This window comes from Rickettsia endosymbiont of Ceutorhynchus obstrictus, assembly GCF_964026565.1.
Classification (GTDB): domain Bacteria; phylum Pseudomonadota; class Alphaproteobacteria; order Rickettsiales; family Rickettsiaceae; genus Rickettsia.
In genome coordinates this window covers 389,190-412,110 of the sequence record NZ_OZ032162.1, presented here as the reverse complement: position 1 = coordinate 412,110, position 22,921 = coordinate 389,190, and the positions used below count along the sequence as shown (strand labels likewise).

Genomic DNA, 22,921 nt, shown 5'->3' with positions numbered 1-22,921 from the left:
AAACTGTGAACCGCACCATACTTAAAGTACGTGAGGGTGAGGAACTAGGATTAACGTACAAATTATCTTAGAAGTAGAGTTATGCAAGAAGTATATTACTATTTAACCCCAACTATGGATAAGTTTTAGCTTAAAAACTTATCCATAGTTCGCGTTATTTATTAAAATCATGATCTAGTTAACTTCATTATAGAATCGGTAGACATGTGTACAGTAGCTTTACCTGATAATTTCTCTATTAATTTTTCTCCAGGCTTAGTAGATATTTTTACTTTAAAACTTCTGCGATGATACGGCGACTGACCGTATAAATTTATGGCGTTTATATGCTCTTTAGTACCGTAACCGAAATTTTTATGCCAATTATATTCCGGAAATTCGACGCTAAGCTTTAGCATTAAACGATCTCTGGTTACTTTGGCTATAATGGATGCGGCGGAAATTGATAAGGATAAATTATCACCGTCAATAATACTAATAAATCGTTCGTCGAAAAATTTCATATTACCGTCAACTAATACTATATCGGGGCTAGTACCAAGTTTTTCGACTGCTTCTATGCAAGCTTTTTTTGTAGCTTCAAGAATATTAATTTCATCTATCTCTAGATGGGATACTATAGCAACCGCCCAAATATAATTCTCGGTAATTTGTTTGTATAAAAATTCTCTTTTGTTAAAACTAAGTTTTTTGGAATCTTTAATACCGGCTATAATATTTGTTTGATCTATTATTACGGCACTAGCTACCACCGGTCCGGCAAGGGGACCTCTACCCGCTTCATCTACTCCGGCTATGATAAGCGGGTTATATTTTTTCTCGAAGTGCAGTATGTCTTTTTCCATAATTGTTTCTTTTTAGTTTTTAATGTATAATATACAAAAATAAAGTGAAAAAATGCAAAATTACTTTGAATTGCTAGGCATCAAAAAAGCTTATGATATTGATTTAAAAATATTAGAAAAGCAATATTTCGCTATGCAAGCAAAATACCATCCCGATAGAGCAAAAAATATCGATGAAAAACAGAGTAAGCTTGTTATTTCTATGGAGTTAAATAAGGCTTACGGCGCGCTTAAAGACGAGCTAAAGCGCGCAGAATATCTGCTTAGCTTAAACAATATAGATTTAAATGACGAAGAGGCACGTAAAAGGCTAAGTAGCGCGGAGTTAAGCATGTTTTGGGATGAGCTGGAAATCATAGAAAATACGGAAGAATTTGTCGTTTTAGAAAAAATATATAATAAATACAAATTAATGCAAATTAGTGAAATTGAGCAGTTAATTAAAGCTTTTCAAAAACAAAATTTAAGGGAAGCAAGCGATATAACTATCAAGCTTAAATATTTTAAAACTTTACTTACTAATCTTCAAGATAAAATGAAATTATGCAAATAATAGAGATTCAAGAACCGGACTCGTCTATTCATGAAAATGACAAGCAAATTGCCGTCGGTATTGATTTCGGTACGACTAATTCGTTAATCGCTGTTTCAAACGGTGGAATAACCAAAATTATCAAGACCGAAAATAATCAGGAACTAATCCCTTCGACTATAGAATTTAAGAATGAAAATTTTATTATAGGCAGTAATAAAGGGATTCGCTCAATTAAAAGATTATTCGGCAAGTCATTTAAAGAAATATTAAATAATGCAGTACTTTTTTCGCTGATTAAAGATTATATTGATGTAGATAGCAAAGAGCTTAAACTAGATTTCGCCGGGCAGCTAATGACTATTGCCGATATTGCCGCCAAAATCTTTACGTATCTAAAACAGCAAGCAGAAAAAGAGTTAATGACTGAAATTACCAAGGTCGTAATAACCGTCCCCGCGCATTTTAACGATGCGGCAAGAGGCGAAGTTATGTGGGCTGCTAAAATAGCCGGTTTAGAAGTTCTTAGATTAATCGCCGAGCCGACCGCTGCCGCTTATGCTTACGGACTAAATAAAAAACAAAGCGGTTGCTATCTTATATATGATTTGGGAGGAGGAACTTTTGACGTATCGATTCTTAATATGCAAGAAGGTGTTTTTCAGGTTATTGCTACCGGCGGCGATAATATGCTCGGCGGTGACGATATCGATAATTTAATTGCTGAATATTTTTGTAATAAATTTAATGTACCGTATTCGGAGCAAATCTTGAAGGCGGCAAAAGAGGCTAAGGAAATATTATCTTATCAAAATGATTTTAATAGAGGTATTTTATCATTAAATAGACAAACTTTTGAGCAATTAATTTTTTCGTTAATAGAGAGAACGATTACTATAGTAAAAGATACATTACTAGAAGCAGAAAATCCCAATATTGACGGAATTATTTTAGTAGGCGGCACGACTCGCATTCCGTTAATTACTAATAAGCTAAAAGAAGTATTTGCGATTAATATTTTTTCTGACATCGATCCCGATAAAGCCGTAGTATTCGGCGCCGCTCTGCAGGCAGAAAATTTAACTTCCGCAGGTATAAATTCTTTATTAATCGACGTCGTGCCGCTGTCGCTCGGCATGGAGTTATACGGCGGATTAGTTGAGAAAATTATCCTACGAAATAGCCCGTTACCTATGTCGATAACTAAGGAATTCACTAGCTATGCAGATAATCAAACCGGTATTCAATTTCATATTTTGCAAGGAGAGAGAGAAACGGTAGCAGATTGCCGCTCGCTTGCTAGATTTGAGTTAACTAATTTGCCGCTAATGAAGGCGGGCGGCATTCGTGTAGAAGTAACTTTTGCTATCGATGCCGACGGGATATTATCGGTTTCGGCACTTGAAAAAACTAGCGGCAAGTCGCATGCTATAGAGGTAAAACCGACTCACGGTTTAAATGAAGAAGAAATTACTAAATCGTTAGAAAATGCTTATAAAAATGCTGCAAACGACTATACTACTAGGTTATTACAAGAAACGATAATTAATACGGAATCTTTAATTTTTAGCGTAGAAAATACTATTAAAGAACTACCGGATTTGCTATCAGAAAATGAAATACAAAAAATATATCAGGCAATGAAAGATTTAAAAAACGCAATAGCTTTAAAAGATCGTGAATTAATTATAAAATTAACCAAAAATTTTGAATTTATTGCAAAAGATTTTATTGCGCAAAGGCTCAGATTTCGTTAAAAGGTTGGAATATTAAAGACAGTATGTCATTCCCGCAAAAGCGTTGTTGTGTAGAACGTAATTATCGTATTATGGATTACGGTATGGTGTCATACCGTGGCTTGACCGGTTTTGTTGCATGGATGGTTAAAATCGCTTAAAACTTGTCATACCGTGGCTTGACCACGGTATCCAGAAAAAATTAAAAAGCCTGACTGGATGCCGTGGTCAAGCCACGGCATGACATCGCGGTACTTTTAAAGAATACCCAAAATATAGCAATTTTCGATCCATGCGGGCAACGCAGGTACAAGCCACGGCGTGACACCGGAATGCGTTGTAAAAATGGTCAAAATATCAATCAAATTAAATATAAAAAGGAACCATAATAATGCCAAAAGTAATTTTTATTACAGATAATAGCGGAGCAGAAAAAATAGTAGAGGCACCGCTGGGGCTTTCAATCCTGGAAATTGCCCATCAAAACGGCATTGACCTTGAAGGAGCTTGTGAAGGTTCCTTAGCATGTGCTACTTGCCACGTTATCCTTGATGAAGAATTTTACCACAAATTAAAAAAACCTTCCGAAGCAGAAGAAGATATGCTTGACTTAGCTTTTGGTCTTACGGATACTTCTAGATTAGGGTGTCAGATTATTATAACCGAAGAACTTGACGGTATAAAAGTTCGTCTTCCTTCTGCTACCCGTAATATCAAATTATAATGGATTTAAGCCGTGATACGTAAAGCTCTTCTTTTTACCTTTTTAATTTTTACCGTAATATGGTTTGCGATTGCCTATACCATAAAGGATAATGTGGTAAATTTAATTAAAAATTCCGAGTCGGATAATATTAAAATATCTTATGATAATATTAAAATTTCCGGCTATCCCTTTAATTGGAAAATACTTATAACCGAACCAAAAGTAAAGCTTATCGATCATGTGAATTCTAAGGAATTCTCCGGTAAAAATATTACTTTAACCGTGGATTTTAGCGTTAAAAAAGCGACTATTGATTTAGGGCCTTATATAAAGAAAATTGAGAATTACGGCGATAAATCATTAGATTATCTAATGCGCGGAGATGAAGATATAAAAGGCACAGTCAAACTGAATAAGCCTTTATATAAAATAGCTAAAGATGATGATTTAAAATCTATTACTAAATCTATTCAATTAAGTAATAAACTATTATCGGTATTTAAGCAAGATCATGGTCAAGATCAAGAAATTTTTAATATTAAAAATTCAGGTTTTTTATTAAGAAAAACAAATAATTTAGAAGGTGAGAATATCTTTTTATCACTTAACGTAGATTATGATTCGCCGGAAAATCACCTTAATTTTAAAAATGCTAGTCTAGATTTAGCTACCTCTTTAAAATTTGTTCAGGATAATAATGAAGCAACTACTTTAAATAATTTTACTATAGAACGCCTTATTTTTACTTGCGATAATGATTCAAAAATTGATTTAAAAGGAGGGTTACAGTTTTTTACCGGTAGACTACCGCAGGGTAAACTATCTTTAGAACTTGAAAATTATCATACTATTATTGATAAGTTAGTGCCAAATAATATTATTCTTTCTAAAAAAATTATTAAAGCAATTATAGCAAAAGCCGTTAGTACGACCTCATCAGAATCTTCGGCTTTAGAGCCTCCCGTTATAAATCCTGATACGGTAGCTGAAGTAAATATATCATATAATAAAATTGAAAAAGCAAAATTTGATATAGAATTTTCCGATAAAGGAATAAATATCGGTTCAATTAATTTGCTTGAGCTGAAATTTGGAGAAAATAAAGAGGAAGAAAATACGGGAGCTAATTAAGCTGATAAATTTATTTAATGTAGTCTATCGCCGGTATCATTCCCACTTTCGGGAGTTGTTGCATAGCTCGAATTTTTGATGTCATTCTAGCTAAAGGCGGGGCATTGTTGCATGGCTCAAAAATTAATAAAAAACTCGTCATTGCGAAGCCACGAAGTGGCTGCGGCAATCCAGGCTATCCCGAATGTAATGAGGGATTTAATTAGAATACTAAACAAGTGTGAGCGTTCACGGATATAAATAAAAAATAAATAAGGAGTTGAAAAAGGTTATAGAATTGTATAGAAATAGATAGGACAAGAATAAGTAGCAGCATCAATGAATAATGTTCTATCCGATCGAATTATAGAGTTAGAAAAGCTAGTAGAAGTACTAGAAGTAACCAATCAACGGCTTTTACAAGAAAATAAAGAATTAAAGATTAAGCTAATAGAGTTGGAAGATAGGCTAAATAAGAATTCTAGCAATTCTGGTCTTCCTAGCTCTAAAGATATATACCTGATAGAGAAGAAGACAAGACCCAAGAGTGATAAAAATCCCGGGGGACAAGCAGGTCATAAATATAACGCTTATCAAATAAAAACGTCAGATATCAATGTTGATATTATGCCCGATGAAGAGATTTGTAAGTGCGGTGGTTCATTGTTATTAGAAGAAAAATATAGAACCCATCAAAAAATAGAAATTCCTGTTATCAAACCTGTTGTTACGGAATATAGGTTGTATAGGAAAGTATGCTCTTTATGTAATAGAAGATATAAAGCAAAACTAGATAATTACCGATTATTAGGGAAGAACGCTGAAAGTATAATTAGTTCTTTAAGTGGATTCTTTAATAATAGTAAGAGAGAAGTACAATCAATATTAAACCAAATATTTAACCTTGATATTAGTCTTGGCTTGATCTCAAATACGGAGAACAGAATATCAGTTAAGTTAGAAGATAAATATAATGAATTATTGAATAAAATTGAAGAAAGCAGTTACCTTCATTTAGACGAGACAAGTTCTAATAATAAAGGCAGTAGACATTGGTGCTGGGTAGCTACAAACAAAGCTTTTACGGTATTTAAGCTAGCTAATTCAAGAGGACAAAAGATATTAGAAAGTTTTTTACCTGAATATGAAGGCAAAGTAATAAGCGATAGATATGCGGCTTATAATATGTTTGACAGCAGCAATCGTCAAATATGTTTAGCTCATTTGCGTAGAGATTTTAAAAGATTCGCTCATAGTCACAATGCCTCTCTTGCTAAAATTGGTTCAGACCTTCTTTGCGTAACTGATACGATATTTAGGCTTTATAATTTACATAAAGAAAATAAGTTAGATAAACCTCGATATTTAACAGTAATGCAGAAAATTAAAAAGATTATGCTGTATTACTTGCAAGATGTCGCTAATACTGAATACTTACAAGCCCAAAGAGTAGCGTGAGCGTTCACGCCAATTTTAGTAAATGGCAGAAAGGGTTAATGCCTTGGAGTTTAGAAGTAGCATAAAGTGACTTAATCCTTTCTAAGAATCTGTCGCCCCTTAGTGACCATGTAAAAAAAGAATTCTTTCGATATTTAACAAAATGCTTTATCTGTCGTTCTGCCAAGTTATTAGTTAGCTCTATTTGTGAATCATCTAAAAAGAGCCATATCATATCGAATGATTTTAGTATATTATTTGCTACTCTTTGGGCTTGTAAGTATTCAGTATTAGCGACATCTTGCAAGTAATACAGCATAATCTTTTTAATTTTCTGCATTACTGTTAAATATCGAGGTTTATCTAACTTATTTTCTTTATGTAAATTATAAAGCCTAAATATCGTATCAGTTACGCAAAGAAGGTCTGAACCAATTTTAGCAAGAGAGGCATTGTGACTATGAGCGAATCTTTTAAAATCTCTACGCAAATGAGCTAAACATATTTGACGATTGCTGCTGTCAAACATATTATAAGCCGCATATCTATCGCTTATTATTTTCCCTTCATATTCAGGTAAAAAACTTTCTAATATCTTTTGTCCTCTTGAATTAGCTAGCTTAAATACCGTAAAAGCTTTGTTCGTAGCTACCCAGCACCAATGTTTACTACCTTTATTACTAGAACTTGTCTCGTCTAAATGAAGGTAACTGCTTTCTTCAATTTTATTCAATAATTCATTATATTTATCTTCTAACTTAACTGATATTCTGTTCTCCGTATTTGAGATCAAGCCAAGACTAATATCAAGGTTAAATATTTGGTTTAATATTGATTGTACTTCTCTCTTACTATTATTAAAGAATCCACTTAAAGAACTAATTATACTTTCAGCGTTCTTCCCTAATAATCGGTAATTATCTAGTTTTGCTTTATATCTTCTATTACATAAAGAGCATACTTTCCTATACAACCTATATTCCGTAACAACCGGCTTGATAATAGGAATTTCTATTTTTTGATGGGTTCTATATTTTTCTTCTAATAACAATGAACCACCGCACTTACAAATCTCTTCATCGGGCATAATATCAACATTGATATCTGACGTTTTTATTTGATAAGCGTTATATTTATGACCTGCTTGTCCCCCGGGATTTTTATCACTCTTGGGTCTTGTCTTCTTCTCTATCCGGTATATATCTTTAGAGCTAGGAAGACCAGAGTTGCTAGAATTCTTATTTAGCCTATCTTCCAACTCTATTAGCTTAATCTTTAATTCTTTATTTTCTTGTAAAAGCCGTTGATTGGTTACTTCTAGTAATTCTACTAGCTTTTCTAACTCTATAATTCGATCGGATAGAACATTATTCATTGATGCTCCTACTTATTCTTGTCCTATCTATTTCTATACAATTCTATAACCTTTTTCAACTCCTTATTTATTTTTTATTTATATCCGTGAACGCTCACAGAGTAGCAAATAATATACTAAAATCATTCGATATGATATGGCTCTTTTTAGATGATTCACAAATAGAGCTAACTAATAACTTGGCAGAACGACAGATAAAGCATTTTGTTAAATATCGAAAGAATTCTTTTTTTACATGGTCACTAAGGGGCGACAGATTCTTAGAAAGGATTAAGTCACTTTATGCTACTTCTAAACTCCAAGGCATTAACCCTTTCTGCCATTTACTAAAATTGGCGTGAACGCTCACGGAATTGTTGCATCGTGTATTATACTTTCAGTAGGTGCAACGTAATATTCCCCAGGCAATAACACTATTTTAACTACAGGATAATTAGGAAAAAATTTACAAAAATTTTGAGCTATTGCATTTTTTAATTCCTCTATTTTATCTATATATTTAAGGCATTGCATTAATTGTTTTAAAGTAAGGTTTATAAAAAGAAAACATCTAGGGCTTTGTCCTAAATTTATACAAACGCGATTTCTTAAGTACTTTTCATCTTGATAAGAATTTGCGTTATCCCAACAATCTATGTGCAAACCGATAAAAAGGTTACTATTTTCATCAAAAGTGATAGTCGGTAAATTAATATTGTCAATAAATCTTAGACCTAAAGAATATGCAGGCGATTTCTTTAAAAATTTCTTATAAAAATACTGTTCAATTTTAAAAGTAATTTCTTGTACAAATAATTCTCTTAACTGAATGCTAAAACGTTCTTTATCGTTTAATCTTAATATTTCTTTATTATTAAAAAGTTCATAAGGTATTTTAGAAATTCTAATATATTGACTATGATTTAAGGATTTTGATTTACTAAATAAATGTTGTGTTTCTATTTGATTGCAGTTTCTCCAATCTCCTTTTGGAATATATCCTTGAAACCTAGATTGAGATTTATTCTCATTGATAGAAAAATCATAAACTTCCCAATAAGTACCTGAACTTAAAAATACTCTATTATTTATATCATAGTCACTAAGGACTTTAATACCAGGTATTATACTATTACTTATCACAATAAACACTTAGCTATGTTCTATAAGCTTCTCAAGTACTAAATCAAATAACTTTTGTTTCTGTAAAATACATGCTAAATTTTTAGTAGCTGTTAATGTTTTGGTCTCAGAAAATACATTAGATAAGTAAGAACTTCCACAAATAGAATAATATTCACAACTATTCTTGCAATTCTGTTTTCGTTTATCATACTCACTTTTTATTTTTATATAATTAGGATTTATTACTATATCAGATAGTTTATCTAAAGCTAATACATTACCTATAATGAAATTATTATATTCTTTACTTTTCATGCCTGCAAATTCTGGGCAATAAGTGGTAATATCTCCATTTTTTTGGATTGTCAGTATCCCTAAATCTTGAGCTTCAAGAGAAACTGCACAATAAGATGAATCTTTTTTTCTACTATATAGTATATTTAATGCATCGGACAGCTCTCTTATTCTAATCCTATCCGAATATTTCATAGAAAGATCAAATATCTCTTTCATAAAAACAGTATATTTATCAGTATTCAAGTTATCTAATGTACCCAAAGAAGAAGATGTATTAGTATTTTCTATTTCTTCAATGTTAAAACCTACATCTTCAATCCCGTTTTCGATATAAAAATCTATTAATTCCTTAGCATATTCCAAGTGTAATGAAGTTATTACTGTCAAGATTCCAGCAGTAAGACCATATTCTTTTAAAAGCTTAAATCCTCTCAATGTTTTATCAAAACTACCGTTATTATTCCAATTTTTTCTATTAGCATCATGTAAAGATTTTGGTCCATCAAGACTAATACCAACTTTAAAATTATTCTTAATAAAGAATTGAGCCCAATTCTCATTTATTAACACCCCATTTGTTTGTATTACATTATTTACCACTAAATTTTTAGGTTTATATTTGTTAATTATCTCAAGTGTGTTTTCATAAAATGTCTTTCCTACTACCATGGGCTCACCAGCGTGATAAAGAAAATCTATTCCCCCTTCAGTTTTGTCTATAAATAATTTTTTAATTGCATGTTCAAGTATTTCTCTAGACATATAGGTTTTATCTTGTCTATCAGGCACATAACAATATCTACAATTTAAATTACAGAAGGATGTTGGTTGTAATACAAATAACTTTAAATTATCCAATAACATATTGACTTATATTTATAAAGCTTTATGCCAGCCCGCTTTTACAAAAGCGTTAGCCCAAGCTTTCTGCCAGCCTTTTTCATGAGAATCTTTTTTGTGATTTAATGTTTCTGCTAATAATTTTAGCAGACTACTATCAATTTTATGGAGCTTTTTATTAATTAAATCTTTACAAGCAGTCGTACTAAATTCATTATCATCTTTTAATTCAAGCATTCCCTCTTGAGGGTTATGGTCTAAATCTAAATTACTCACAAATGTTCCTCATATTAAAAATATTAAAATTGAAAATATATTCTATAATTTAATGTATTAATTAATGCTAAGTCAAGAAATATTACTTGGATTACAAAATTATAATATAATGAATATTAAATCGTAAAAATATATTTAGTAGACAGCAATGTCTACTAATCGATTTAATATACAGTGAGTAATTAAAAAGTTCTTGTTAAATATATTTATGGTCCATATTTTTCTTTTAATAATTTAAATCCTTTTATAAAAGCTTCGTTCATTTTAAGACGATGCCTAGCACACCACGATTTAAATTCTGCTCTTAATTCTTCTTCGATAGACATAGTCAAAAGAATAATTTTAACATCTTCTTTCTTTTCTTGAATAACATTTTTTCCCTCACTAACTTTAACTAAATCAGAGGTTAAATCGTATTTTTTCTTTTGCATCTTTTTCTCCTAAATCAAATAATTTTAAGCTTATAAAATTCCAAATTTCTTTTAATTCTTCTGCTGCTTGTTTATCTTCTATAGAAGCAGAAGAACCAATATTCATTGCATTAGCATAAGAAATTCTATTACTTATAGTAGAAGGAGCAACAACTCCAAATTCAGATAAAACTGCTACACCTTGTAAAGCAAGCTTAGTTCTAGCAATGGCTTGTGTGATAACAAATACATAATTTTTTTCTAAATTTTTAACCATAGAAATAGTACGACCAATTGCAGTTAAGTCTGGTGAAGTAGGTTTTGAGGGAATTAATACCAAATCTGCTACTTTTATTCCATTAATAGCATTAATACTAGTATCACCTGGTGTATCTATTATACATAAATCAAATCCATGTTCATCGATATTTGTTATTAATTCTTCTATTTTTAATGGATCAATATCAGTCAAAAATGGGTTTTCTTCTTCTCTTTTTTTCCACCAAATTTCTAATGTTTTTTGAGGATCAAGGTCTATTAAAATAGTTTTGAATCCTTTTTTAGTTGCTTCAAGGGAAAGATGAGCTGCACATGTACTTTTACCAGCTCCTCCTTTTCTATTAGCTATAGGGTATCTGACGGGAGACCTCAGGTTTTTCTGATAATCGCCGGAACAACTTAGTTGATTAGGCTTACTATTATTGACTCCCACAAAAATATAATATAGCATACCACAAATATAGGTAATGCCGGTTGTTTATAACGGCTACTAGTTTATCTTTATGTATTAGATTACCTTGAATTGTTTTGTACAAAGGTTCTGCTGTTTAACTAGTATATATTTTTCTAGGGGGTGGTTGTCGTTTCATATCTATTATTATAGCTATGCTTGAGTTAGAGCAGCCAGTATACTTTGCAGTCATAATAGATCAATATTTTCTAATATTTGTTTTATATTTATGGTGCTACTTTTATTTTGAAAGGTATATTGACCAAGAAAGTGAATATGTTGATGCCAGGCAACCGGCGATATTTTTCTAATGATTGTTAATGCTTTTTTATTGCCGGGTTGAATCCCATATTTCCCAAGAATTCCAGATAAAATTATAGAGTTATAGTAAATAATTGCATTAGCAATAAGTCTACCGCATTGATTACTTATTTCTATATCAATATCGGTTTTGCCGTATAATTGCTTTTTCCCTCCGACTTTTGCAATAGCAGCCCGTAGTTTATGGTATGACTCAATCCTATTTTGGGATTTATGTATATTTTTTTGTAGTTGGACATTCATCATATATTTTAAAGTATAAATACTTCGTATTAGTTTATCATATTCAAACACGGCTTTTCTTAATGGATTTTCTGATGGTAAATGACATAATTTTTTAATTAGATTGGCCTGGCTTATATCCTTAAGAGCTAAAGTTGCAACTAACTGGTCAATATTACTTTTTTGCTCAACAATAACCTTAAGATTAATTTGGGATACAGGTTTAACCAAACAGTTTGAATATTTTACAATATTGTCTGCACAATAAAGGTTCTTTAGTTGAGCATTAAGGTTTGTAAACCTTGGATTTAACTGTACCCCAAACCACTTGGTTATGGCAAAATTTGCTTTGTTTGTAACGTGCATATCCCCTGTAATTGTATCTGGGATTATGTCTGAAGTATTATTGTACCAGATATCAAAAGCATAATAACTTTCATGTTCGTGGCTACCAATAAGCTCACACTGCAAAGGTACGTGGTTTGCCAGGATAGTATAAGCACTAACTCCTTGACCTTCACGCAAATACTTACGTGAGTAGCGAGCTTTGATATTTGGTGTATCTAGTTCAAATTTTTGCCCGTCAACACTACTATAAAGCAGCTCTAAATCTAAAGAATAGTAAGGAAAAATCGGTAGCCTTGAAATAGAGTTACTTATTATGTCGTTTGCTTTTTTTAGTGTCGATAAACGTAAATACTGTTGATAAATTGTCTCAAGCGAACGGTAAGAGACATCGCTAACTTGAGACATCTTGTAATTACCATGGTTAAAAGCCTGAGCAAGGATTGTAGCTATTAGTTTTTCCTTATTATCTGCATCGTGTTTAAAGTAACGAGGTTGCAGGGGAGTAAAAGCTGACATAAATCGACAGTTATCATTAACAAAGATCAACAGGTCGCTAATATCGCAGAATGGTAGTTGTTTAAAGAATTTATTTTGTAATTTTTCATTTTTATTAGCTTTAATTTTATTCCAGTTAAGCTTTTGTTTTCTGTAATCGTATTTTAAATGAGAAAATTTATTCTGTTTGAGGTTTTTATTAAAGAGCAGCCATAAATCATGTAATTCTTTTGTTAGATCATCTAAATGCTGCTGGATTGGCAGTTGCAGCCATGGAATATTTAAGTCATTTAAAATATCTCTCTTTTGGTCAACAGGTACTAATTCATGGTTAAAACAGCGGTGATTAAAACTATTCTCAATATACAATCCGCCATTATAGATTTGTTTGCTAATTTGAGAATAAATCCAATATTCATAACGTCCGCTATTAAGATTTCTGTTTTCTGGAGTATCATTGTTCAGAAGATAACGCTGTAAATGCTTGGGTATTGTGTCTTCAATGCATTCATGATAAGGCCGATCATGAAGCTTTTGGTTATTTGCAAATACTTCCTGTAACCAGTAAGCTGATTTAAGCCATGGGTTATTGGCGTCTTCGCTGGAAAAACCGAGTTTCATAAATAAAGGACGTAAATTCTTTTTACAGGTTTTATGTAATTTATCAACTTCCTGCCATTTAAATTCTTTTTTCCGGCGAGGCTTATTTAACATTTTGTTCCCAAGATCCAGGATTATATCCTTGGGCATAATTTTAAAAGCACAATCCTGTACTTCAGTAAATAAGGTTGTATCGTTAAACTGCTCATCAACGTAAAGCAGTAGTAGATCGCCAATTTTTTCCTGAGATTCTGTAACGTCATCGGTAAAATGAACACTTACCCTGTCCTGAATGGTTTTGTTAATCTTCTTGAAATGATAGATAAAAGCTTCAATCAAATTATCATTTAATTGCTGATAACGTTTTAGAACATAACATAAAATGTATAAGTAACCCTGATTATATTTTAATTCACGTAAGTCGCGGATTGTATAATGATTGGCAAGATTAACATAGTTATCTATATTCTGCCTTGAAATTTCCAGTTTGGGTAAGAGCTTTATAGCTATTTGGTATAATGGTTCCAGGGTATTATGCTTCTGCCGTTCCCTTAGCATCATTTTGAAGCCAAAATTCTTGGCATCCTGCTTAAAACCAGCCAACTTTGAGACGTTATCTTCATGTATCAGTAACTGATCCAGTTGTGTTTTATGCTCAGTACCAAGCTCCTTATCAATTATAGCACTGATACGCCTACGTTCCTCTACAAGGCTTTTGGTGACTATAACTTGCAGCGTAGTATAGGCAGGTCGAACAACCTTAATATTATCCAGAAAAATTACCAAAGCATGTGCTATAAAGTTAGGGGAAGTATCACGTTTTATTATTTGAATGGCTTGTTTGTGGAGCATTGACATGAATTCTTTAGACCACAGTCTATAACAAAACAAGTTGGCAATTTCTTTACGTTGATTATAGTATTGGTATCTGGTTATATCCATCCCAGTAAAGGTCATTCCTGGAAAGTAATGGCTTAGAATAAATTGTAAATCTTCTGATATTATCTTTTTCCAAGATAGTTGAAAGAATATTTTTTTGGCTTTGAAATAACCTATTTGTAGTGCACAATAAATATTAACATGAAGATGTTGACCGTGCATAATAAGATGTAATTCATTTTCAGAAAAACTAAAATACTCACGGCGTTGTTTGTCATCAAAATCAGGTACTGCATACAACGCAAATTTTTCGGTTTCTGAGAAAAGAACCAAATTTCTATCTTTAGTAGGCATAATTTATTTTAGCCTGTATTATTTATGCCCGATAACGTTCGTTATCACATACTGGAATTAAATATATTAAATATTAATATATAATACTATATGTTATATACCATTTATGACGTTTTTAAGGTTAAGAGTAATTATGGTTCAAAATACAGCAAAAACCATCGGTTATATTAGAACTTCAACTAATAAACAGGATTTAACAAATCAACGACACGAGATTTTATCTTATACAAATCAGAATAATCTTAAAGTTGATGAATTTATTGAGGTTCAGCTATCTTCACATAAAACTCCAAAGCAAAGACGCATAGATGAACTAATCCAAAAATTAGGTTCTGCCAATACATTAATAGTTACTGAACTTAGCAGATTAGGTAGAAGCACTTCAGAAGTAATAGATTTGGTAAATAACCTGATAAAAAATAGAATCAAACTAATAATTATAAAGCAAAATATTATAATTAAAGGTACTGAATACGATATTACGTCTAAAATTATGGTTACCTTTTTCTCCTTATTTGCTGAGTTGGAACGTGACATGGTAAGCCTAAGAACAAAAGATGCTTTGGCAGCTAAAAAGGCTAGTGGTATTCGGCTTGGGAAACCTTTAGGTACCATACAGAAAAGTAAATTTGATAAAGATTTAGAGAAAATTAAAGAACTGTTATCTTATAGTTTGTCTGTACGTAAAATAGCAAATTATATGGGGTATATGAATTCCCTATCTTTAAATAAATATTTAAATAAAAGGAAGATTAAAGAACAAATTATAAGCAATTTGCCAACCAGTAAACTGGTTAAAGGTTAAGGGTAACAGGCATTTAAAGCCATCGGAAAAATCTGGGGTTTCCCGTCAGACACCCAAGTTAAAGACTTTTGATTTTCTTGGCTTCACATGTTATTGGGGTAAGTCGAGGAGTGGGAAACACAGGCTTAAATATACAAGCCGCAAAGACCGCTTCTCAGCAAAACTCAAGGGCATGAGAATATTCCTAATGAACAACCTTAATGCGCAAAGTAAGAATCAAGTTCTTCTAGCAGTTATTAGTGGAGTCAGAGGATGGGTTAACTATCACGGTATATCCGACAATAAGCATAGCATACGCCAATTTCTTGAAAAGTCTAAATACTTAATTTACAAGTGGCTAAATCGAAGAGGTGGAAGGAAGCATATTACATGGGAGGTAGTACTAAGAACGGTAAAAGCGTTGGGATTTCCTACCAAGTGGGTTACAAAATCGATGTTTCAATAATCACTGAAAATGCGTGGGGACGCTGATTTATCGGGAGCCGGATGCGGTAGTTCTGCAAGTCCGGTTCTGAGGAGGGTTCGGCTGGAGTGATCCAGTCGTCCTACTCACCCTAGACCCCGATTAGGTCGCTCTATGCATCATTTGGTATTACTTGTTGAATATCTAAGACAAAAAAAAATAGGTTTTAAGTCTATTTGTGATGGCTCTATTGATACTACCACCGCATCTGGAGAACTAATTTTTAATATATTCTCATCACTCGCTCAATTTGAACGAAGACTTATCCAGGAAAGAACTAAAGCTGGACTTGATGCAGCTAGAGTGAGAGGTAGAAAAGGTGGACGCAAGAAAATTGAAAACACTAATCCTAAGGTGCTTACTGCTAAGAAGATGCATAAAAATCATGGTATGAGTATAGGCGATATTTGTGAAACTTTGAAAATATCTAGAGCGAGCTTTTATAGATATATTACCTTATAAGTGCCTACCTCAAACTTGTAATTTGTAGCTCATTGCCAGTTTGGCCCAGATATGCAGTAAAACCCTAAGTAGTAAAGGTACATGGAATGAATGGCTTATATATTTTTTAAACGGTGTTATTGTTCAAGGCTTAGATGTATTGTCACGAGCTGAACGTATTAATGCATTAATTGTAAAATGGCAGATTAAAGTAGGCGATAATCGTTTTAACAGTATAGGTCAAGAAATCATAAAAAATTTGGCAGTATCACCTTTTTGCACCATAAACAATACATCAAAAAAATTTGGAGTGGCATTTACAACTGCTCAACGAGCAATAAATAAACTAGAAAAATTAGGAATTATTTTACAAACCTCTACTGGAAAAAGAGATAAGATTTATTGTGCTACCGAAATTTTGAATATTTTAGAGGAACCAACAAAAATTACAGAAAATTTAGATGGTATCTTACAAACATAAACTTTACTATAATATTAAATATTAATTTGAGTTTTGCATAATCTTTCTATTAAAAATAGATAATCTACCTTATGGAAAATAGATCTCTTTCAATGAGAAGTACAACATTGTCTACCAATTATTTTCTAAGCTTATTAAGCCGGCTAATATAACACTCTCTTCATTATCAATATTATTATAACAATCCGCAAGAAGTTTGAATGATACTTCATCTTGTAGCCTATCACAATAATCATGCAGTGATTTTAATAGAGTATTTATATTATCATTTTCAAATATATATTCGGGGTACTTAATCAGTAAATAATACGCTAGTATTTTAGGGTTTACCCTAACAGCTTTATTTTCTTGTTCTATAATACTTTTTAATATAGTACAGATAGAGTTTTTTTCTAAGATACCATATTCTAAGCCCTCAGTATTATCGCTGCTCATAGCTGTATATAGATATTTTGATATAAGATGAGTTTTAATATCTAAAGCTTTATTTTCTTTGTTAATAATCAAGAACTGAGCATATTCTGCATACAAACTTCCTTTTACTTCACGATGATTTAAAGCTTTAATAAAAGTTTCATTGGCTAATTCTATATTATCTATGGCAGCATAAAAACAAGCTAAATTATGATAATGATTTCCATGGCACAATTTAGAATCAACTTTTAGTAGTACTAGCTGACAATTTATTGCAGCTAATAACGCATAATTTTCATAAGCCACAGCTGAATGTGAAAGTTGTAAACTTATAAAATCACTAGAATTAATATTTGTATATTTCTCATTTATCTCATTATAATACATTATTGCTTTCTCTACATTGCCTTCTAGTAATGCTATATTACCTAATTGTACTAAATTGCAAGATAGCAGCTTTTGCACGTCCTGAACTTTTTGGGGAAATATATAGATGTTAGGGGTTTCTAAAGCTTGCTCAAGGTAATCTTTAGATAATTCAAAATTTCCATTACGTAATAATGATAATCCTAATTTATAGAATATAAGAAACGAAGGGTTAGGGAAAATTGCTTTTTGGAAACAATCGATTGCTGCTGCATAATTCCCGCTCTGATCATATGCGTCTCCTAATTTATGATAAGTACCTGCAATATGCATATAATCTGAGGAAGATGTATGAATTTTCTGTTGTATGTCTAATGCTTTTAGATAATATTCAATCGATTGTTGATATTTATGCTGACTAAAATAAGCCATTCCTAAACCACAATAACTAGCGGCAGTATGAGGTTGATTATGATTATTTTGTATGTTTAATGCACGACCATAACATTCTAACGCCTTGTCATACTGCTTTGTAGCTAGATATACCATGCCTAAATAATTACAACTAACCACTTGCTGTAAGTTTTCTTGAGGAGAAGTTGTAGGTAGCGTTAATGCTTTGTTAAAGTAAATAATTGCTTCCTGATATTGATTTTTTTGAAAATAATCTGCTCCTAAATTATTGTAATCATTAGCAGTGTTAGTATTATCATCCGGCAGTTCTAACATCTGCAACTGATTATAGGGTGTTGCTATTGTTTCTTCATCTGTAATTTGTTTTAAAGAGGGAGAAGGTAAATTATTGTTAATAAAAGTGTCTTGAGGTGTAGTTATATTATCGCTGTGAAGTTTAGTAGTAATATCTAATGCTTTCTTAATACACTCTGACATTTTATCACGCTGATCACTATTTTTATATACTCTCATTAAATTACTATAACTTCTTACAAGATCAAGGTGTGGAGTGTCTTGATAAATGTTAAGCCTTATATCTAATGCTTCTTGATAATAACGAATTGCTTGGTCAAATTTTGTGTTATCTTTATATTGCATACCCATGTCGTCATATATAATACCTAAACTGTTACATACATTAATAATATTTATATTGTTTGGGTTTGTATCATAAGCTTTTAAGAAAATTTCTCGTGCTAATTCGCAATATTCAGCAGCTTTAATATGCTCACCATTTTGCGAAAATACAATTCCTAAATCATGATAAACTCCAGCAATATTAGGATGATTTAGATTTTGCTTATAACATTCCTTATATATTGTTAATGCTTTGTTATGGTATTGAATTGCAGCAGTATATTCCAACATTGATCCTAATGCGGTATAGCTACTTGCAACCTCAGGATGATTAGGATTAGTGTGATACGCTTCATGCCGCATCCTTAAAGCAGTATAATGACATTCAATTGCTTTAGAAACATTTCCTATATCTTTATAATATGCTCCTAAAGTATAGTAATCACAAGCAAGGTGAGGATGGTTTGGAATGTATTTGTAAACCTTGTGATCTATCTCTAAGGCCTTATTGTAACAATTTATTGCCTTTTCATATTGCTTTAGAGTTGTATACACATTTCCTAAGCTATTATAGATAATGGCAGTTCCGTGATGCTCTGGATTGTATTCATAGAGTTTAAGATGAATCTGTAATGCATGCTGAAAGTAAATCAACGCTAAATCATATTTACTTTGACTGCGATATGCATTTCCTAAATTGTTATAGCTAGCAGCTATTTCAGGATGATTAGGATGATTTCCATAAATCTTAAGTCTGATATTAAGTGCTTTAGTATAACATTCAACTGCGTTATCTGATTTTTCTATATCTAAATAAATATTTCCTAAACTATCATAGTTACCTGCAATCTCAAAATGGTTAGAATCATGATTGAAAATTTCTAAATGTATATCTAGTGATTTTTTTTGATAGAAAATTGCTAATTCATATTTTCCTTGAGCTTCGTACATATTAGCTAAATTATTATAGCTAGCAGCAATATCGGCATTATTTAGGTTCGATTCGTAAATTTTGTTTTGTACATTTAATGCTAGAGTTTGGCACTTAATTGCTTGATCTAATTTTCCTTGAGCTTGGTTTGCCAAAGCAAAATTAGCATAACTATTAGCAATACTAAGATCATCTCCGCCAATATTACCATTACCATGCATACGTGAATAAAGTTGTATTTTTATTATATTTTCCATAATTTCATCAATTTTTTCTAATTTTGATGTTTTTCGATATAAAAAATATAAATCATATAATAACATTAAATCTTCAGGATTGTTTGCTTTAGCAGCTTCCATGCATTCTAGAGCTCTATCATATTCTAAGAATCTAGCATGAACCATAGCTTTGTTATAATTGTTATCGTCATATAGCTTATCCTGTCTTAGTAACTCTTCTATGCTTTCACGAGATTCAGCATCACATAAGCCTTTTACCATTTCTATTACTCTCAGCATTACATAGTAAAAATCATGTAATACTTTCGTATCCTCAATATAGAACGTCTTTTCTGTATATCTTTCTCTTTCCTCTTCACTCAAATGTTCCAGTGCTAGGTGATATGTAAACATATCATCCCTTTGACAGTTATTATGACTATAGGTGGTAAGCCTGAGCGTAGTAGCAAAGGTTATTGCCATTTGTAGATTATTAGCAGCTTCTAGATTGATAATACCTTGTTTATACAACTTATCAACTGTATCCCAGGCACTATCTCCATCAATTCCATAATACATTCCTAGATTATAAAGCATCCTGTCCGGTAAACGATATATCTCCTGCTTGACATCAAATAATTTTCCTTCCGCTCTATCACTAAAAACTGGATTTAACTTCAGCAAATCTCCTTTAAAAGATACATCCTTTAACTCTGAATTTCCTTTTTGTAGATAATTTATTTCTATAGCTCCTTCTTTAAGTACTTTCAGTGCTCTAACTTGATAATTCTTTAAGCCGTGATATTCTTTTTCTGTAGTTTCATAGTCTTGTTGTAAAAACTTTTGTACTTCAGCTTTGTAAGCTGTAACCAGTTGTTCATTCCCGTAAATATAACAGACTTTCTCTAAAATATAAGGAAGGTTTTTATCTATGTGAATAGCTTTGTTTTGATCATTACGTACGTAATGTATTAACCAATCAATTGTACCTATCAGATCATACGGTTTATCTTTGTCAACCCTACCGAGTGGAGTCTTTCCTCCAAGATCAAAGTTTACTGCTTGATGTACTAAGTGACTCATGTCAACCCCATACTTGCTAGTAGGAATTATAGTCTCCCCAAGATTGATCATCTTAAAATGTACTAAATGACTTAAGTTTCTAAAGTAAGTAACTATTTCCGGTGTATATTTTTCAATGATAATTGCAAACTCTAAATCAGAATAAGGTGTCATCTGCTTTAGTGCCATTGAACCCAATCCTATTATTGCATATTGACATGGCGGCACTTCTAATATTTCTTTTGCTTCTTTGTATAGTAAAGCAAGATAGTGCTTCATCTCCGTAGCTATTTCCTCAAATATAGTTCTTGATATTTCTATATATTCTCTAGTCTCTACTTTAGAATTTGCTGATCTTACTTCCTCTATTTCAGTAACTTTTGCTTTTATTTTAGTTCGCAGTTCCGCTAATAACTCTTTATGCGATATTTGGTCTATGCTATTCTTATCTATAATCTTGGTTCTTTTCTCTTTTATACTATCAACTTCAATACCTTTAACTGCTTTCAATAGTTTACTTTGTATAATATTTAGCTGTGAATATGGAAAGACCCCTTGCTCTAAAGAAGCTAGTACAGTAGGAAACTTTTGCAAACTTTTATCTGCATTCATGATAGTTATAACGTAATTATAAAGAACAGCTGCATCTGTATAGTACTTTACTTCCCCACTTAAACCACCTAGTTCTATATGTAATTTACCTAAATCGCTTAGTATAATAATCAAATTGCTTGTTTCATTACTATCTGTCTTATAAGCTAATTCTTTTATTAAAGGCTTATACTGAGTGCTTTCTATTTCTTGTAGTTTTTCAATTTTATAAGTATTTGATTCTTTTGATTTTACCACTTGTTCTACAATAGCTCTTATCTCCTCTATGTTACCGCTAACATTTTCTATTATTGGTTCAGGTAGTATTTCTAGAGATGGTGTTACTTTAAAGGAATCAGGTACGGCAATATCATAATTTTGCAAAATCTCTATTGCTAAGGGTTTTAGCTTTGATTCAACACTACATTGCAAGAAAATTAACGTGGTGAACGAGGAATGATTAATCTCTTGAGCTGGATTAAAATCGCTATTATTAGATTGAATTATCGTCACTAGGTTGTTGATTTTTTCATTAGCACCAATTCTAAATGCCATAGGTTTTATTATAAATACGTTATCTATTTCTTTGTATTTTATTCCTAGCTTTTGTAATTTATTTATTAGAAATTTCTTATCAGCAACAGGATAATTAATTCCATAACTGTATTCTAAAGGATTTTGTAATAATGAACGAACATCGATTTCTCTCTCCGAGATATCAATAACTTCTGCTAACTTATTTGCCTCAGTATTATGATGATCCACTACTATTTTTCTAACATAATCCGCCTTAAGTTCTTCAATTTTTGCCCCAAAATATTTTTTCGCTAATTCTTTTCGTGCAACAACTATAGAATGAGTATAACTTTCTTCTGTATTTCCTGGAGTAAAAAATTGCAGAACACTTTCGAATTGTATAGAAGAATTAATTCCTGCTAATACTAGCATATTCTTTAAAGCAAATATTCCGCAGCTCACATGTTGGTGAGTACTATCAATTAATGGTTCAAACTCTAAAATTTGTTCAACTTCAGTATTTATTAATCGAATAGAACTATCTACATAATCTTTATCCTTATAAAAATCCTCTTCAAAAATTTGCTCAAAATCATTACGTTTAGTTCCTAAAGAATCTTTATAAAGACATTGAATCGAATCTTCTATCTTAAATAATAGATATGCTATCCAGTGATTACCGCCTGTATTAAATATACCTACTGCTTTTTGCTCATTCTCTAAATTACTTTGTGCTTTTCTTAAGAGATTAGATGCTTCAATTTTAATACCTTCTGAATCTCTATCCTGTCCTAGAGGACTTATAAATATAATAGGTTTAGTAGATGATGATAAATTGTATTCTTCAATCAATTTATTTCCTATATATATAATATCATCGTATTGGTATTGATATTCTAAATCATCGTATCTATTAAAAGCATTATTACATCTTGACTCACTTACATTACCAAGGCTTTTTATTTTTGACATATTTTTCTTTAG

At 31.6% G+C, this 22,921-nt stretch carries 19 protein-coding genes and 2 pseudogenes; 12 read left to right on the top strand and 9 right to left on the bottom strand.

All coding sequences use genetic code 11. The features are described from left to right. Nucleotides 1-272: 272 nt before the first annotated feature. Nucleotides 273-845: pseudogene (locus AAGD64_RS02460) on the bottom strand (ribonuclease HII); the annotation flags it as partial. A gap of 52 nt (nucleotides 846-897) precedes the next feature. Here AAGD64_RS02460 and hscB point away from each other — a divergent pair. The 7 genes from hscB (at nucleotide 898) to AAGD64_RS02425 (ending at nucleotide 6,387) form a co-directional block, all read left to right on the top strand. Next, nucleotides 898-1,398, top strand: a complete 501-nt coding sequence (gene hscB / locus AAGD64_RS02455; protein ID WP_341793729.1) for a Fe-S protein assembly co-chaperone HscB — start codon at nucleotides 898-900, stop codon at nucleotides 1,396-1,398. Further along, complete coding sequence (gene hscA / locus AAGD64_RS02450; RefSeq protein WP_341793728.1) at nucleotides 1,389-3,134, top strand: Fe-S protein assembly chaperone HscA; 1,746 nt, start codon at nucleotides 1,389-1,391, stop codon at nucleotides 3,132-3,134. Before hscB ends, hscA begins: the two co-directional genes overlap by 10 nt. A gap of 203 nt (nucleotides 3,135-3,337) precedes the next feature. After that, nucleotides 3,338-3,502, top strand: coding sequence for a hypothetical protein (locus AAGD64_RS02445; protein WP_341793727.1), 165 nt, complete (start codon nucleotides 3,338-3,340; stop codon nucleotides 3,500-3,502). A gap of 2 nt (nucleotides 3,503-3,504) precedes the next feature. After that, a complete protein-coding gene (locus AAGD64_RS02440; protein WP_253307985.1) occupies nucleotides 3,505-3,837 on the top strand; it encodes a ferredoxin family 2Fe-2S iron-sulfur cluster binding protein in 333 nt (110 codons plus the stop codon). A 12-nt stretch (nucleotides 3,838-3,849) separates the two neighbouring features. Next, complete coding sequence (locus AAGD64_RS02435) at nucleotides 3,850-4,950, top strand: hypothetical protein (RefSeq protein WP_253307986.1); 1,101 nt, start codon at nucleotides 3,850-3,852, stop codon at nucleotides 4,948-4,950. A 111-nt stretch (nucleotides 4,951-5,061) separates the two neighbouring features. Then, nucleotides 5,062-5,190, top strand: a complete 129-nt coding sequence (locus AAGD64_RS02430) for a hypothetical protein (RefSeq protein WP_341793726.1) — start codon at nucleotides 5,062-5,064, stop codon at nucleotides 5,188-5,190. 78 nt (nucleotides 5,191-5,268) lie between these two features. Beyond that, complete coding sequence (locus tag AAGD64_RS02425) at nucleotides 5,269-6,387, top strand: IS66 family transposase (RefSeq protein WP_341793725.1); 1,119 nt, start codon at nucleotides 5,269-5,271, stop codon at nucleotides 6,385-6,387. Between the two features lie 4 nt (nucleotides 6,388-6,391). Here the strand turns inward: AAGD64_RS02425 and tnpC are convergent, their stop codons facing one another. Further along, nucleotides 6,392-7,741 carry an IS66 family transposase gene (tnpC, locus tag AAGD64_RS02420; RefSeq protein WP_341793724.1) on the bottom strand — a complete coding sequence of 450 codons (1,350 nt, stop codon included), beginning with the start codon at nucleotides 7,739-7,741 and terminating at the stop codon, nucleotides 6,392-6,394. An 83-nt stretch (nucleotides 7,742-7,824) separates the two neighbouring features. Here tnpC and AAGD64_RS02415 point away from each other — a divergent pair. Then, nucleotides 7,825-8,082: pseudogene (locus AAGD64_RS02415) on the top strand (IS66 family transposase); the annotation flags it as partial. Nucleotides 8,083-8,086: 4 nt separating this feature from the next. Here the strand turns inward: AAGD64_RS02415 and AAGD64_RS02410 are convergent. From AAGD64_RS02410 to AAGD64_RS02385, 6 genes are all read right to left on the bottom strand, one after another. Next, on the bottom strand, nucleotides 8,087-8,863 hold the full coding sequence (locus AAGD64_RS02410) for a hypothetical protein (RefSeq protein WP_341793723.1): 777 nt from the start codon (nucleotides 8,861-8,863) through the stop codon (nucleotides 8,087-8,089). A 9-nt stretch (nucleotides 8,864-8,872) separates the two neighbouring features. Then, nucleotides 8,873-9,931 (bottom strand): radical SAM protein, encoded by a 1,059-nt coding sequence (locus AAGD64_RS02405; protein ID WP_341793722.1) that lies wholly within the window; start codon nucleotides 9,929-9,931, stop codon nucleotides 8,873-8,875. Between the two features lie 87 nt (nucleotides 9,932-10,018). Continuing rightward, nucleotides 10,019-10,258 carry a hypothetical protein gene (locus tag AAGD64_RS02400; RefSeq protein ID WP_341793721.1) on the bottom strand — a complete coding sequence of 80 codons (240 nt, stop codon included), beginning with the start codon at nucleotides 10,256-10,258 and terminating at the stop codon, nucleotides 10,019-10,021. A 206-nt stretch (nucleotides 10,259-10,464) separates the two neighbouring features. Beyond that, nucleotides 10,465-10,689, bottom strand: coding sequence for a hypothetical protein (locus tag AAGD64_RS02395; RefSeq protein WP_341793720.1), 225 nt, complete (start codon nucleotides 10,687-10,689; stop codon nucleotides 10,465-10,467). Further along, nucleotides 10,658-11,380, bottom strand: a complete 723-nt coding sequence (locus tag AAGD64_RS02390) for a ParA family protein (RefSeq protein ID WP_341793719.1) — start codon at nucleotides 11,378-11,380, stop codon at nucleotides 10,658-10,660. Before AAGD64_RS02390 ends, AAGD64_RS02395 begins: the two co-directional genes overlap by 32 nt. 207 nt (nucleotides 11,381-11,587) lie before the next feature. Further along, on the bottom strand, nucleotides 11,588-14,617 hold the full coding sequence (locus AAGD64_RS02385) for a Tn3 family transposase (protein ID WP_341793717.1): 3,030 nt from the start codon (nucleotides 14,615-14,617) through the stop codon (nucleotides 11,588-11,590). Between the two features lie 133 nt (nucleotides 14,618-14,750). Here AAGD64_RS02385 and AAGD64_RS02380 point away from each other — a divergent pair, with 133 nt between their 5' ends. From AAGD64_RS02380 to AAGD64_RS02365, 4 genes are all read left to right on the top strand, one after another. Next, on the top strand, nucleotides 14,751-15,422 hold the full coding sequence (locus AAGD64_RS02380; RefSeq protein WP_341793716.1) for a recombinase family protein: 672 nt from the start codon (nucleotides 14,751-14,753) through the stop codon (nucleotides 15,420-15,422). A gap of 333 nt (nucleotides 15,423-15,755) precedes the next feature. Continuing rightward, the gene (locus AAGD64_RS02375; RefSeq protein WP_341793715.1) at nucleotides 15,756-15,893 is read left to right on the top strand and encodes a hypothetical protein; all 138 of its coding nucleotides are present in this window, start codon (nucleotides 15,756-15,758) and stop codon (nucleotides 15,891-15,893) included. A gap of 106 nt (nucleotides 15,894-15,999) precedes the next feature. Further along, nucleotides 16,000-16,347 carry a recombinase family protein gene (locus tag AAGD64_RS02370; RefSeq protein WP_341793714.1) on the top strand — a complete coding sequence of 116 codons (348 nt, stop codon included), beginning with the start codon at nucleotides 16,000-16,002 and terminating at the stop codon, nucleotides 16,345-16,347. A 139-nt stretch (nucleotides 16,348-16,486) separates the two neighbouring features. Continuing rightward, nucleotides 16,487-16,807 carry a DeoR family transcriptional regulator gene (locus tag AAGD64_RS02365; protein ID WP_341793713.1) on the top strand — a complete coding sequence of 107 codons (321 nt, stop codon included), beginning with the start codon at nucleotides 16,487-16,489 and terminating at the stop codon, nucleotides 16,805-16,807. 111 nt (nucleotides 16,808-16,918) lie between these two features. On the opposite strand, the gene AAGD64_RS02360 is transcribed toward AAGD64_RS02365, so the two are convergent. After that, complete coding sequence (locus AAGD64_RS02360; RefSeq protein WP_341793712.1) at nucleotides 16,919-22,909, bottom strand: tetratricopeptide repeat protein; 5,991 nt, start codon at nucleotides 22,907-22,909, stop codon at nucleotides 16,919-16,921. Nucleotides 22,910-22,921: the final 12 nt, after the last annotated feature.

What these genes read in the sequence shown, in the direction of transcription:
- AAGD64_RS02395 (WP_341793720.1), bottom strand. Translation starts at nt 10,689, where the DNA reads ATGCAAAAGAAAAAATACGATTTAACCTCTGATTTAGTTAAAGTTAGT.
- tnpC (WP_341793724.1), bottom strand. Translation starts at nt 7,741, where the DNA reads ATGAATAATGTTCTATCCGATCGAATTATAGAGTTAGAAAAGCTAGTA.
- hscA (WP_341793728.1), top strand. Translation starts at nt 1,389, where the DNA reads ATGCAAATAATAGAGATTCAAGAACCGGACTCGTCTATTCATGAAAAT.
- hscB (WP_341793729.1), top strand. Translation starts at nt 898, where the DNA reads ATGCAAAATTACTTTGAATTGCTAGGCATCAAAAAAGCTTATGATATT.
- AAGD64_RS02425 (WP_341793725.1), top strand. Translation starts at nt 5,269, where the DNA reads ATGAATAATGTTCTATCCGATCGAATTATAGAGTTAGAAAAGCTAGTA.
- AAGD64_RS02385 (WP_341793717.1), bottom strand. Translation starts at nt 14,617, where the DNA reads ATGCCTACTAAAGATAGAAATTTGGTTCTTTTCTCAGAAACCGAAAAA.
- AAGD64_RS02440 (WP_253307985.1), top strand. Translation starts at nt 3,505, where the DNA reads ATGCCAAAAGTAATTTTTATTACAGATAATAGCGGAGCAGAAAAAATA.
- AAGD64_RS02380 (WP_341793716.1), top strand. Translation starts at nt 14,751, where the DNA reads ATGGTTCAAAATACAGCAAAAACCATCGGTTATATTAGAACTTCAACT.
- AAGD64_RS02360 (WP_341793712.1), bottom strand. Translation starts at nt 22,909, where the DNA reads ATGTCAAAAATAAAAAGCCTTGGTAATGTAAGTGAGTCAAGATGTAAT.
- AAGD64_RS02370 (WP_341793714.1), top strand. Translation starts at nt 16,000, where the DNA reads ATGCATCATTTGGTATTACTTGTTGAATATCTAAGACAAAAAAAAATA.
- AAGD64_RS02430 (WP_341793726.1), top strand. Translation starts at nt 5,062, where the DNA reads ATGGCTCAAAAATTAATAAAAAACTCGTCATTGCGAAGCCACGAAGTG.